The sequence below is a fragment of the Cupriavidus sp. BIC8F genome, from assembly GCF_032465815.1.
Classification (GTDB): Bacteria; Pseudomonadota; Gammaproteobacteria; order Burkholderiales; family Burkholderiaceae; genus Cupriavidus; species Cupriavidus necator.
In genome coordinates this window covers 379,077-391,649 of sequence record NZ_CP136095.1, presented here as the reverse complement: position 1 = coordinate 391,649, position 12,573 = coordinate 379,077, and the positions used below count along the sequence as shown (strand labels likewise).

Below are 12,573 nucleotides of genomic sequence, written 5' to 3'. Positions count from 1 at the left end.
CATTTCCGGCGACAGGCTGAATGTCCGTCCCCTGATATGGCAACCACATCGAAGAAGGCGGCGCCCGGCGCGGCAGCAAAAACGCCGCGCCGGCCCGCGTCCAAGGCAACACTGAAAACGGCACCAAAGTCCGCCGCCAATGCCGCGCCGGAGGAAAGTGCCGGCCCGGAGGCTGCCGCCAGCGAGGCTTCCGCCACCGAGGCGATCTACCTCAGCCTGCTGACCGCGATCATGGAGCACCGCCTGCTGGCCGGCACCAAGCTGGTCGAGGAACGGCTGTGCGAGGTCACCGGCGCCAGCCGGGCCCGCATCCGCCAGGTTTTCGCGCGCCTGGCGCATGAAAAGCTGGTCACGCTGGTACCCAACCGCGGCGCCTTTGTCTCCAGCCCCACGGTAGACGAGGCGCGCGAGGTGTTCCAGGCGCGCCGCGTGGTCGAGCCCGCGCTGGCAGCCGAACTGGCCCAGCGTGCCACACCGGCCAAAGTCCGCAGCCTGCGCCGCCATGCGATGGAAGAAGACAACGCGCGCGCACGCGGCGACCGCGCCGCGATGATCCGCCTGTCGGGGGAATTCCATATCCTGCTGGCCGAGATGGCCGGCAATGCCATCCTCGAAAAGCTGATCCGCGAGATGGTGTCGCTGACCTGCCTGATCATCACGCTGTACGACCGTCCCGGCGCGCCGGCCTGCGCAGAGCATGAGCACCGCCAGCTGATCGACGCCATCGAGCAGCGCGACGCCGCGCGCGCCAGCGCGCTGATGGCGGAACACCTGGAACACATCGAGGGTTCGCTCGACCTGAGCGTGCCCGACAGCGGCGCGCCGGACTTCTACAGCATCTTCAGCAAGGGCTGATGCCCTGCCCTCGCACGCCCAGGCAGGCATTGCACTCCGCGCCCGGCAGCCTAGACTGGCTGCATAACAATGCCGCGCGCAATGCGCCGCAGGGAGGTGCACCATGGCTGCCACTGCCGAACCCGTCACAACCGCGCGTGCGCCGCTGGCCTTTGAGCGGCTTTACGCGGATGCCGCCGGCGAATCCCACTTTGCCCCGCTTTCCGTTGCCATCACCGAGCGCCTGTTCGCGCCGCCGGCGCGCGCCTTCTGGGTGTCGCCGCTGGACGAAGCCGCGCGGCAGGGCTTCCTGCTGGTGCCGGCCGGCTGGGTGGGCGCACTGCACCCGTCGCCGCTGCGCATGTGGATCTTCGTTCTGGCCGGTGCGATGGAGTTCGAAGCCAGCGACGGCGGACGCCGGCCGCTGTCGGCAGGCAGTGCGCTGCTGCTGGAAGACACCACGGGCAAAGGGCATCTGAGCAAGGTTGTCGGGCCAGCCGATGCCACGCTGGCCGTGGTGCAATTGCCGGCCCGCGACGGCTGAATCCGCGGCCCGCCTGGCAAGGCTGCGGCGGACGCAACGCCACCACTGGAGACGCCCATGAATGCTCCCGATCCAGCGGCTTCACCCAGGCCAGCGCCGCAGATGGTGCCCAACGGCTATCGGCAAGGCATCATCACCGCGATCACGGTGCTGCTGGGCTTTTCGCTGGCGTTCTGGCGCTTCTGGGGCTTCGAAAGCCCTGGCCACTGGAACCTGCGCGCGCTGTTCGCGGCGGTATCGCTGCTGGCCGCCGTGTCGCTGCAGATCGTCGCGCTGTTCCGCGCGCTGCGCATCGAGGACGATGCGGTGGACGAGTACCGCAGGACGGTGCGATGGTTTATCGCGTCGGCCATCGCACTGCTGCTCGGGCTGGCCATGGCGATGGTCGATGCGGCGCTCGGCCCGTAGGCTGTCCGCTGCTACGGTGCTTGCCGTCGATGCAAGCAACCGCGCAGTTCCTTTCCTGGTGCCGCCATGCCGAGCGGCGCGCGCTCCTTCAGTTGCCGAGGATCTCGATGCTGCCGACGCGTTCCGGATAGAAGGCCAGGTACGAGCCCATGGCGGCGACCGCAGCGTAAGGCGCTTCATAGCTCCACACCGCATTGCGCGAACGCTCGCCGCCTGCGGGAATGGAGAAGTAGCTGCAGTCGCCCTTGTACGGGCAGTATGTAGCGTGCGCGGTACGCTCCAACTGCGCCATGTCGACATGCGCGCGCGGGATGTACTGCACCGGCGGGTAGGCCGCCTCTTGCAGGGTCAGCGCAGCGTCGCTGTCGGCAATGGTGACGCCCGCCACCTTGACCACGACCCTGCCGGCGGTCGGCGTGATGGTGATCGGGTGGTCGGGGCCGGGGATCTTGACGGGCTTGTCGGACATGGTCGTCCTCCTGGGGGCATCGCCACGGTGGCTGCAGGCATTCTAGGCGCTTGGCGCGCATCCTGCAGGCCACACCGTGCCCAGTCACTTAGCCGATCTTTTCCAGCGCCGTCCGGTAATACGCGGCACGCCGGACGTAGTCCTCGGCATTCACGCGCAGGTGCTTCACTTCCTCATCCGTCAGCTCGCGCACAGCCTTGGCGGGCGATCCCAGGATCAGCGAGCGCGGCGGGAACTGCTTGCCCTCGGTCACCAGCGCGCCGGCGGCCACCAGCGACTCGGCGCCGATCGACGCGTTGTTCAGGACCACGGCCTGGATGCCGACCAACGCGCCATCGCCCACGGTGCAGCCATGCAGCATGGCCTGGTGCCCCACGGTCACGCCGGCCCCGAGCGCCAGCGGACAGCCCGGGTCGGTATGCAGCACCGCGCCTTCCTGCACGTTGCTGCCGGCGCCGATGGTCACCGGCTCGTTGTCGGCGCGAATCACCGCGCCGGGCCAGACCGAGACGTGTTCGGCCAGTTCCGCGCGGCCGATGATGGTGGCTTGCGCCGCGACAAACGCGGTACCGGCGATGACGGGCGCGAGGTCGCCAAGTTTGTAGAGTGTCATGAATGAGAGCGTGAGGATGGATCAGGTGTGGTGCCGCAGCGAAGTGGGGCGCTATTCGATCTTGACGTTGGCTTTCTTCACCAGCGCGGCGTAGCGTGTGGCCTCGCTGCGGAAGAAGCTTGCGGCGGCTTCGGGTGTGCCGGGCTCGATCACGGTGGCTTGCTTCTTCATCGCTTCGAGCACTTCAGGCGAGGTGAAGGCCCTGGCGAATGCGTCATGCACGCGCTTTACCTCTGCCGGCGGCATGCCGGCGGGGCCAACCACGGCAAACCAGCCGGCGACGTTGTAGCGGGGCAAGCCTTGTTCGGCGATGGTGGGAATGTCCGGCGCTGCGGCCGAGCGCTTGTCGCCGCACACGCCGATCGCGCGCAGTGTGCCAGCCTTCAGGTGCGGCGCCACTGCGTTGAGCGCGACCACGCCCAGCTCCACCTGTCCGGCGATCAGGTCGTTCATCATCGGCCCGGTGCCCTTGTACGGCACATGGCGCGCACTCACGCCGGCCTCGTCCAGGAACATCTCCCCGGCCAGGTGGATGATGGTGCCATTGCCGGACGACCCGTAGTTGTAGCCGTCGGGCTTGGCCTTGAGCAGCGCCACCAGTTCCTTCACGTTCTTTGCCGGCACCCTGGGATTCACGACAAGCACCAGCGGCGTGGTGCCGATCACGCTGATCGGGGTGATGTCCTTGATGGCATCGAACGGCATTGTGCGGAACACGCTCGGGTTGATGACATGGTTGTTCGAGACCAGCCCGAGCGTGCTGCCATCCGGCTGCGCCTTGACCACGGCCGCAGCCCCGGTGATACCGCCGGCGCCGGGCAGGTTCTCGATCACCACCGGCTGGCCAAAGGCCTTGCCCAGGGCCGGACCGGCCGCGCGCGCGATGGTGTCCACGCCGGAACCGGCGCTGATCGGCAGGATCAGGCGCACCGGCTTGCCGGTGCCGCCCTGCGCGAGCGCGCCGATGCCGGGCGCGGCCAGCGCGACGGCCATGGTGGCGGCCAGCGCCAGCCCTGACTTGAGAAGGATGCGACGGGGGTGCATGGGGTTGTCTCCGTATCGTTATCGTAGGATCTTTGCGGGCTGCCGCTGTGCCGCGGCATGCCCGTCGTGGTACCGGTCAGCCGTTGCGGCCCTGGCCGAGCCGCGACAGGATCTCTTCGTTGTGCTCGCCGGCCCTGGGCAGCGGCCGACGCACGCCCGGGCGGCGCCCGCCCATCAGCAGCGGCAGCAGCACCGTGGGCGTGGTCGAGCCGTCGTCGGCCTGCATCGGCACCAGCCCGCCGCTGGCAAGCAGGTGCGGATCGTCGAGCAACTGGTCCGGGCGCACGATCGGCGCATAGGGGATGCCGGCGGCTTCGAGCTTGGGCGCCAGTTCCGCGCTGCGGTGGTGGCGCAGGATCGCGCCCAGCTCACCAAGCAGTTGCGGACGCACCGCCACGCGCGAGGCATTGCTGGCATACTCGGGCTTGTCGAGTAGCTCCGGATGCTCCAGCACCTGGCACAACGTCACGAACTGCTTGTCGCTGACCGCGCCGATAAACAGCTGCTCGTCGCCAGCCAGCGTGAAGACGTCGTACACGCTCCATGCCGACACGCGCGACGGCATCGGCGGCGGTGCCTCGCCGGTCATTGCAAACTGCTGCATATGCTGCGAGGCCAGGAATACGCAGTTCTCGAACAGCGCGCTCTGGATCTCCTGGCCGCGCCCGGTGCGGTCGCGCTCGCGCAGCGCGGCCAGCACGCCGATGGCGCCGAACATGCCGCCCATGATGTCGTTGACCGAAGTGCCCGCGCGCAGCGGCCGCCCGCTTGGGCCGGTCATGTAGGACAGGCCGCCCATCATCTGCACCACCTCGTCCAGCGCCAGCCGGTTCTCGTACGGACCGGGCAGGAAACCCTTGTGCGAGACATAGATCAGGTGCGGGTAGTCGCGCGACAGCGTGGCATAGTCCAGCCCCAGCTTCTGCATCAGGCCGGGCCGGAAGTTCTCCAGCAGCACGTCGCTCTGGCCCGCCAGCTCGGCGGCGGCGGCACGCCCTTCCCCGGTGGTGATGTCCAGCACCACGCTCTTCTTGTTGCGGTTGAAGGCGCGGAAGAAGCCGATGCCCAGGCCCGGCAGGTTGCGCGTCTTGTCGCCGCCGGGCGGCTCTACCTTGATCACTTCGGCGCCCAGGTCGGCCAGGATCATGCCGCAAGTGGGGCCCATCACCATATGCGTGAATTCGACCACGCGGATGCCGGCCAGCGGCAGGGGGTTGCTGTTGTCTTGGGTCATCTTGCGTCTCAGGCAGCGGCGCCAGCGTGCTGGGCCGGGAAGGTCTTGGGCAGGCCGGCGCGCCACAGCGTGCCGTGCAGGGTTTCGTCCTTGAGCCAGCCAGCCACGTCTTCACGCAGCGCCAGCAGGCGGCCGATATCGATGCCGGTGTCGATGCCCATGCTGCCGAGCATGTAGGCCAGGTCTTCGGTCGTGACATTGCCGCTGGCGCCAGGCGCGTGCGGGCAGCCGCCGATGCCCGCCAGGCAGGCGTCAAAGCGGCTCACGCCGGTTTCCAACGCCGCGTGGACGTTGGCCAGGCCAAGCCCGCGGGTATCGTGGAAATGGCCGCACCAGAAGCGATCGCCGGCGATATCGAGCGCACGCGCAAACAGCTCGCGCACCATGCGCGGGTCGGCATAGCCGACGGTATCGGCCAGGCTGACGCGGTCGGCGCCGGCATCGAGCAGCGCCTGCATCAGGCGCAGTACTTCATCGGGATCGACATGGCCCTGCAGCGTGCAGCCGAACGCGGTGCCGACACCGCCTTCGATCAGCGTCTTCGCGCCGCTGGCATCGCGCGCGGCGCGGATGCGGGCAACTTCCGCCACCACCTCGTCCGGCGTCTTGCGCAGGTTGGCCAGGCTGTGCGCATGGCTGGCCGACAGCGGCACGATCACCAGGTCCGCACCGCTGGCCAGCGCATCCTGCGCGCCGCGCAGGTTGGGCACCAGCACCGAGACGAACAGGCCCGGCAGCGTGCGCGCGAACGCGACCAGCTGCGCGGTATCGGCCAGTTGCGGCAGCAGGTGCGCGGGCACGAACGAGCCGACTTCCAGCTCACGCAGGCCGGCCGCGTACGCGCCGCGAATCCACGCTTCCTTGCTGGCCGTGGGCAGGATGGTGCGGATGCTCTGCAGGCCATCGCGCAATCCGACTTCGCGGATGACAGCATGGCGGGGAAAGGGAACAGACATGATTCAGGGGCTTCCGGTTTGCGCCCCGCGGCGGGGACGACGGAAGAACTCTATGAGTTTCTGTCCAAGAGCTGAAGCGGTGATTTACGCACGATAACCTTCCGAACCGGAATGTCTGCCTGGCGCCGCACGGCGACATCCAGAAATTCCCGGATGAGTGATTACCGGCAATCAAAGAGGCTTACCATTCCATTCCGGAAGCCCGCAGCCCCTCACATCCATGCGAGACCTCGACCTCACCACCCTGCGCCTGTTCGTCGCCGTCTGCGAAACCCGCAATATGGCGCGCGCGGGCGAGCAGGAGCACATCGTGGCATCCGCCATCAGCAAGCGGCTGGCGCAACTGGAGGAGACCGTGGGCGCAACCCTGCTGGAGCGGCGCCGCCGCGGCGTGATCCCGACGCCCGCGGGCGAGATGGTGCTGGCGCATGCGCGCGCCATGCTGGCGGCGGCGGACCGCGTCGCGCGCGACATGGCCGACTACGGCGCCGGCATCCGCGGGCAGGTGCGGCTGCTGGCCACGGTCTCGTCGATGGCGGAATCGCTGCCGGACGATATTGCCGCCTTCCTGCTGCAGCCGGCCAACCGCGACGTGCGCGTGACCATCGAGGAAAGCCTGAGCAGCGACGTGGTGCGCGCGCTGCGCGAGGGCTCGGCGCCGCTGGGCATCTGCTGGGACGCGGCCGACCTGGAAGGCTTCCAGACCCGGCCCTACCGTACCGACCACCTCGCGGCGATAGTGCATGCCTCGCATCCGCTGGCGCAGGCCGAGGACTGCCGCTTCGAGGACACGCTGGACTACGACCATATCGGCATGCCAGCCCAGACCGCGGTGCAGACCATGCTGACGCGCTATGCGGCCATCCTCGGGCGCGGCATTGCCTACCGCGCGGTGGTCTCGACCTTCGACGCTGCGCTGCGCTGTGTGCGTGCCAACCTGGGCATCACCATCATCCCGGCCGAGATCGCCGCGCCGATCGCGCCCACCTTCGGGCTGCGCGTGATCCCGCTGCGCAACGACTGGGCGCGGCGGCGCTTTGCGATCTGCTTCCGCGACCTGGAACTGCTGTCGCCGGCGGCGCGGCTGCTGGTGGCCTTCCTTGAACAGACCGCGGCAGCGGAAGCGGCGGCTGCCCCTGCGGACACCGCGCCAGTGCGCAAGCCACGGCGCAATCGGCAATGACGCCGGCCCCGCGCGCAACTTCCTGTGCTGTTCAAGGGTTAGCCCGAGGCAATTTCGCAAGCAAATGTTGGCGGGCGGTGCGTAGACTGGCTTGCGTTTTTCGCCCCGGCCCACGATGTTAAATCCGGCCCCGGGCGATGCTGACCCAGACCATGCGCGCCACGACGGCGCAGGAGCACGCAAATGAACTTCAACGGCAAGAACGTATTGATCACCGGCGCACGCGGCAACCTGGGCCGCGCCGTGGCGCAGGCCTTTGCGCAGGCAGGCGCGCGCGTGGTGCTGCTGGACCGGCATGTGGCGCCGCTGCCCGAACCAGGCACGGGCCACCTGGCGCTGCAGGCGGACCTGCTGGATGCCGCCCGGCTGAGCGAGGCCGTCGCCCAAGCGGTTCAGGCATGCGGGCGCATCGACGTGGTGTGCAACCTGGCCGGCGGCTTCGCCATGGGCCCCGCCGTGCATGAGACCGATGCCGACGCCTGGCAGCACCTGTTCGACATGAACGTAGGCACGGTGCTGAACATGGCGCGCGCGGTGGTACCGCACATGCTGGCCGCCGGCGGCGGCGCCATCGTCAACGTGGGCGCCAACTCGGCGGCGCGCGGGCTGGCGCAGATGAGCGGCTATTGCGCCTCGAAGGACGCGCTGGCGCGCGTGACCGAATCGATGTCGGCCGAACTGCGCGACCAGGGCATCCGCGTGAACGCGGTGCTGCCCAGCGTGCTGGATACGCCGGAGAACCGCCAGGCCATGCCGGACGCCGATGCGACGCGCTGGGTCAGCCTGGACGCGTTGGCCGATGTGATCCTGTTCCTGGCCTCGGATGCGGCGCGCGCCGTGCAAGGCGCGCTGCTGCCGGTGGTCAACCGCGCCTGACGCGGGGCTTGCGCGCGGCCGGCTCGGCCGCGCTGATGCCGCTGGCCACCTCCTGGATCTGCTGGCGCAGCCAGCGCCGCAGCCGGTCGGCATCGGTGCGCGCGTGCCAGATCTGCATCATGTCTACCTGGGGCAGTGCGAATGGCACTGGCAGCAGCACCAGTTCAGGGTCGCGCGCCACGGCCTCTTCCGCAACCGAGCGCAGGCAGGTCAGCAGCAGTTCCGTGCCGCGCACCAGCCGGCTCGGGGCAAGGAAGCTCGACAACCCCGCCACCACCCTGCGCTTGCGCCCGTGCCGGGCCAGCGCGCGGTCGACCACGCCGTTGAGGTCGCCGGTCAGGGTGGTCAGCAGGTGTTCGCACGCCAGGAAGGCGTCGAGATCCAGCCCGTTGGCGATGCGCGGATTGGCGCGCGAGGCCAGCACCACGAAGCCCTCGCTGCATAGCCGCTGCTGGTGGAAGGTGTCGGGCAGGTTCTCATAGAAACCCGCGATCGCCAGGTCGCAGGTGCCCTTCTCCAGTTCCTCGCGCGGCAGCTCGCCGCGCGTGTTGTGAGTGACCAGCACCACGCCCGGCGCCTGGCTGCGCAGCCGCGGCAGCAGGCCGGGCAGCAGCAGCTGCTCCATGTAGTCGGTGGTGTAGATGTGCAGGTGCTCGCTGCGCGCCAGGTAGTCGTGCCCGGCACAGGCGTCATAGAACGCGTCGAGTTCCCCGACCAGCCGCTGCACCTGCGGCGCCAGCGCATGCGCACGCGGCGTAGGCGTCAGGCCGCGCGGCGCGCGCACGAACAGCGGATCACCCAGCTCGTCGCGCAGGCGGTTGAGCTTGTGGCTCAGCGCCGGCTGGCTCAGCGCCATGCGCGCGGCCGCGCGCGAGGCATTGCCCTCCTGGTACAGCACGTGGAACACGTACAGCAGGTTAAGGTCCTTGCTGCCGATATTCATTTTTTGGATAGCAGAGATCGAATAATAGAAGTTTTCGAATCATAGTCCGCTGCCTAGGATGTTGCCAGTGCCGCGGCTTTTCAGCCCGGCTGCCTGTGAACCGACATGGAGCGGAACAATGAACATCCTGATGGTGCTGACCTCCCACGACCAGTTGGGCAATACCGGCCACAAGACCGGCTTCTGGCTGGAGGAATTCGCCGCGCCCTACTACGTCTTCAAGGACGCCGGCGCCGACATCACCCTGGCCTCGCCCAAGGGCGGCCAACCGCCGATCGACCCGAAAAGCGACGATCCCGGCGCCCAGACCGACGCCACCCGGCGCTTCCAGGGTGACCCGGCCGCCAAGGCGGCACTGGCCAGCACGCTGACGCTGGACCAGGTGAAGGCGGAAGACTTCGACGCCATCTTCTATCCGGGCGGCCACGGCCCGCTGTGGGACCTGGCCGAAGACAAGCGCTCGGTCGCGCTGATCGAGCAGTTCGACCGCGCCGGCAAGCCGGTGGGAGCGGTATGCCACGCACCTGCGGTGTTCCGCCATACCAGGGGCGCGGACGGGGAACCGCTGGTCAAGGGCAAGGAGGTGACCGGCTTCACCAACAGTGAGGAAGAAGCCGTGCAGCTGACCAAGGTGGTGCCTTTCCTGGTGGAAGACATGCTCAAGGCCAACGGCGGTCGGTTCACGCGTGGCGAGGACTGGGCCAGCCATGTCGTGGTGGCGGGGCGACTGGTGACGGGGCAGAATCCGGCGTCGTCTGATGCGGCGGCGGAGGCATTGTTGAGGATGTTGAAGTAAGAGAAAGCGGCAAGCGCCTCGTCCGCTGCCGCCGCCGGCTTGCACTCCTCGCCCGCTTGCGGGCGAGGGGTGCGTGTGCCAGGCTTCATGGCTACTTCAAGCGCACGAGTTACCCGCCCTCACTGCGGCACCAACTCCAACCGCTCGCGGCTAGCCTTCTCCACCGCCTTGCGCGTATACACCAGCGGGAAATACTCCCCCTTCGCCCACAACGGCGCCAGGTCCCGGTAATGCGGGCTGGCCGGATTCCCTGACTGCCCCGGCGTGTTGACCACGCGCGAGGCATCCCAGTTGCCCACGTCCAGCACCATGCGGAAGGACGCGCCGGCGGTCAGGCGGAAGTCCGTGTTGCGGTAGCTGGTGTTCATCGGCGTGAAGGCCGAGCCGCCGATCGGGCCGGCGTTGACGTTGAACTGCTCGCGTTCCGCGTCGCTCAGGATCGGGTCCATCGGATGCGTGAACACGGCGGTGTGGAGCTTGCCCCATTGCCATGCGCGCGGATCGGGGCCGAGCTTGGCTTCGAGTTCCGCCATGGCGGCTTTCAGCGATTCCAGCATCACCGCATTGCGCCGCTCCACCGGCATCCGCGGCCCGGGCTGCTCCCGCACCGCCAGCACGCGCGCGGCATCGCCCGCGCCCACCAGCCGCGCGGCTTCTGGCGGCAGCGCGGCGCGCACCACGGCCTGGCGCAGGTGCTTGCTGAACCAGACCTCGAACAGTGCCGCGGCGGCGCTGTCCGCGCGCTCGTTGCCGTCCCAGTTGCGCAGCAGGTCCAGGCCGCGGGCCAGTTGCGGATCATCGCTGCGCACATCCTTCAGCATCGCGACCGCGCGCTGCGCCGGCAGCGACACGGTGTCGTTCTGCCACGCCATCGAGTCCTGCACCGAGCTGCGCGCATTGGCTCCCACCAGAGCCTTGAGCCGGCGCGCGCGCGAGCTGTCGCTCCATTCGTAGCCCACGCCAAGTTTCGCGGCGGGGTGCTCGGGCGGGATGTTGTTCTCGTTGGCGGTGACGATATAGCCTGGCGCGGGATTGAAGGCCCACGGCAGCTCGTCCATGTTGCGGTAGCCGGCCCACTCATAGCGGCCATCGCCCGCCACCGGCGTCAGGCCGTCCCAGTTGGGCCGCTTGACGGTCAGCCCGCCCGGGATCCAGCCGATGTTGCCGCTGGTGTCGGCATAGACCTGGTTTTCGCCGGGCGCGCCCCAGCGGTTCATGGCGGCGCGGAACTGGTCCCAGTTGCGCGCGCGCATATAGTCCATCGAGCCGAAGTACGGCGCCATGCCGTAGTCGAGCCACGCGGCGCGCAGCGCCCAGGCCTGTGCGCGGCCGGCATCGGCGACCAGCACCGGGCCGTGGCGCGTGAAGTCGATGGTGACTTTGCGCGGCGTGGACTCGCCCTTGACCACGATCTCTTCGGTGATGGTCTCCATCGGTTGCCAGCGGCCCTTGTACTTGTACTCATGCGGGTTGGCCGGATTGAGCTCGTAACCGTACAGGTCCTCCTGGTCCATGTAGAAGCGCGTCAGGCCGAAGGCAATGGTGCCGTTGTGCCCGATCGAGATGCCAGGCAGGAACGGCTCGCCCGCGCCGATCACCGACATCCCCGGCGCGTTCAGGTGGCTGATATAGCGCAGGCTGGGCGCTCCGTGCGAGCGGTGCGGGTCGTTGGCCAGGATCGGGCGGCCGGTGGTGGTGCGCTTGCCGCCGATGACCCAGTTGTTCGACCCGAGGCTGCGGCCGGTGTCGCTGTTGGGATCCACCAGTGCGTAGAGCTGGTCGAGCGGGATGCTGGCGGCCTGCGCATTGCCCCACGCCTCTTTCGGGAAGCGCGCTGCGGCGGTCGCCAGTTCGTAGGCGCGGCGCAGTTCGGCGGCGGGCACGGTGCAGGGGTCGATACCGGGACTGAGCTTGGGCTCGATCTGCGGGTCGAGTTCGCGGCGCAGCCAGTCGGCACGCGGGGCGTCCTGTTTGGCCTGGCAATAGAGCTGGGCGCGTTCAACTTCGCCGGTGAAGTTGAGGGTCAGGCCGTGGTGGCGGATGCGCACGATGTCTTCGGCCTGCCAGCGCGCAGGCTTGTAGTTGAGCTTGCGGAATTCGGGCGGCAGCAGCTCGGGCTTCTGCTCGGTCAGCGCCACATAGGCGTTCACCCCGGCCACGAAGGCCTCGGCCACGCGCTTGGCGTCGGAGCCATAGGCCAGCCACTCGCGGTACATGTCACCGCGGAACAGCACCGCGCGCGCCATGCGGTCGCCATCGGCATAGGCCGGGCCGAAGTCCCTGGCCATCTCGCCGAGTCCGCGCTTGCGCCACAGGTCGATCTGCCACAGGCGGTCGCGCGCGGCCATGAAGCCCTGCACGAAGAAGGCGTCGTAGAGCGTGCCGGCATAGATATGCGGCACGCCCCAGCGGTCGACCAGCACGCTGGCGGGCTTTTCCAGGCCGGGCACGGCAAGCAGGTTGTTGCGGGCGGGGGCATCGGCCATGGCGGCCGGGATGGAAGTGGCGAACAGGGCCAGCGCAGCGATCAGGCGGCGGGGGGTGCGTAACATCAGGTCTCCTCGGTGTTGTGATTGGCTGCAGATGTCTTGCAGTTCACACGGAAGATAGTGCATCCGCGACCAGCGCGCGAGCCGTACGGCCGATCTCCGCACGGCGCGTGTCGCTGCGGAT

General features: G+C 68.5%; 13 protein-coding genes. 6 read left to right on the top strand and 7 right to left on the bottom strand.

Annotation, left to right across the window (positions count from 1 at the left end):
* Positions 1–36: 36 nt before the first annotated feature.
* The 3 genes from RS901_RS21985 to RS901_RS21975 all read left to right on the top strand — a co-directional run bounded on the left by RS901_RS21985 (position 37) and on the right by RS901_RS21975 (position 1,786).
* Positions 37–855, top strand: a complete 819-nt coding sequence (locus RS901_RS21985; RefSeq protein WP_316155837.1) for a GntR family transcriptional regulator — start codon at positions 37–39, stop codon at positions 853–855.
* Between the two features lie 103 nt (positions 856–958).
* Positions 959–1,378, top strand: coding sequence for a cupin domain-containing protein (locus RS901_RS21980; RefSeq protein WP_316155835.1), 420 nt, complete (start codon positions 959–961; stop codon positions 1,376–1,378).
* A 57-nt stretch (positions 1,379–1,435) separates the two neighbouring features.
* On the top strand, positions 1,436–1,786 hold the full coding sequence (locus RS901_RS21975) for a hypothetical protein (RefSeq protein ID WP_316155833.1): 351 nt from the start codon (positions 1,436–1,438) through the stop codon (positions 1,784–1,786).
* 88 nt (positions 1,787–1,874) lie between these two features.
* Here RS901_RS21975 and RS901_RS21970 read toward each other — a convergent pair whose 3' ends face one another.
* From RS901_RS21970 to RS901_RS21950, 5 genes are all read right to left on the bottom strand, one after another.
* Positions 1,875–2,255, bottom strand: a complete 381-nt coding sequence (locus tag RS901_RS21970; RefSeq protein ID WP_316155831.1) for a DUF427 domain-containing protein — start codon at positions 2,253–2,255, stop codon at positions 1,875–1,877.
* An 88-nt stretch (positions 2,256–2,343) separates the two neighbouring features.
* Positions 2,344–2,868 carry a gamma carbonic anhydrase family protein gene (locus RS901_RS21965; RefSeq protein ID WP_316155829.1) on the bottom strand — a complete coding sequence of 175 codons (525 nt, stop codon included), beginning with the start codon at positions 2,866–2,868 and terminating at the stop codon, positions 2,344–2,346.
* 51 nt (positions 2,869–2,919) lie between these two features.
* Positions 2,920–3,912, bottom strand: coding sequence for a tripartite tricarboxylate transporter substrate binding protein (locus RS901_RS21960; protein WP_316155827.1), 993 nt, complete (start codon positions 3,910–3,912; stop codon positions 2,920–2,922).
* Between the two features lie 76 nt (positions 3,913–3,988).
* Entirely contained in the window at positions 3,989–5,146 is a 1,158-nt protein-coding gene (locus RS901_RS21955; RefSeq protein WP_316155825.1) for a CaiB/BaiF CoA-transferase family protein, read from the bottom strand.
* Positions 5,147–5,154: 8 nt separating this feature from the next.
* Entirely contained in the window at positions 5,155–6,102 is a 948-nt protein-coding gene (locus RS901_RS21950; RefSeq protein WP_316155824.1) for a hydroxymethylglutaryl-CoA lyase, read from the bottom strand.
* A gap of 220 nt (positions 6,103–6,322) precedes the next feature.
* Here RS901_RS21950 and RS901_RS21945 point away from each other — a divergent pair, with 220 nt between their 5' ends.
* Entirely contained in the window at positions 6,323–7,285 is a 963-nt protein-coding gene (locus tag RS901_RS21945) for a LysR family transcriptional regulator (RefSeq protein WP_316155822.1), read from the top strand.
* Between the two features lie 183 nt (positions 7,286–7,468).
* The gene (locus tag RS901_RS21940) at positions 7,469–8,161 is read left to right on the top strand and encodes an SDR family NAD(P)-dependent oxidoreductase (protein ID WP_316155820.1); all 693 of its coding nucleotides are present in this window, start codon (positions 7,469–7,471) and stop codon (positions 8,159–8,161) included.
* On the opposite strand, the gene RS901_RS21935 is transcribed toward RS901_RS21940, so the two are convergent.
* The gene (locus tag RS901_RS21935; RefSeq protein WP_316155818.1) at positions 8,148–9,104 is read right to left on the bottom strand and encodes a LysR family transcriptional regulator; all 957 of its coding nucleotides are present in this window, start codon (positions 9,102–9,104) and stop codon (positions 8,148–8,150) included. The two genes, RS901_RS21940 and RS901_RS21935, sit on opposite strands and share 14 nt — an antisense overlap.
* A 118-nt stretch (positions 9,105–9,222) precedes the next feature.
* On the opposite strand from RS901_RS21935, the gene RS901_RS21930 reads away from it, so the two are divergent.
* Positions 9,223–9,900 (top strand): type 1 glutamine amidotransferase domain-containing protein, encoded by a 678-nt coding sequence (locus RS901_RS21930; RefSeq protein ID WP_316155816.1) that lies wholly within the window; start codon positions 9,223–9,225, stop codon positions 9,898–9,900.
* Between the two features lie 119 nt (positions 9,901–10,019).
* On the opposite strand, the gene RS901_RS21925 is transcribed toward RS901_RS21930, so the two are convergent.
* Positions 10,020–12,452 carry a penicillin acylase family protein gene (locus tag RS901_RS21925; RefSeq protein ID WP_316155814.1) on the bottom strand — a complete coding sequence of 811 codons (2,433 nt, stop codon included), beginning with the start codon at positions 12,450–12,452 and terminating at the stop codon, positions 10,020–10,022.
* Between the last annotated feature and the right edge of the window lie 121 nt (positions 12,453–12,573).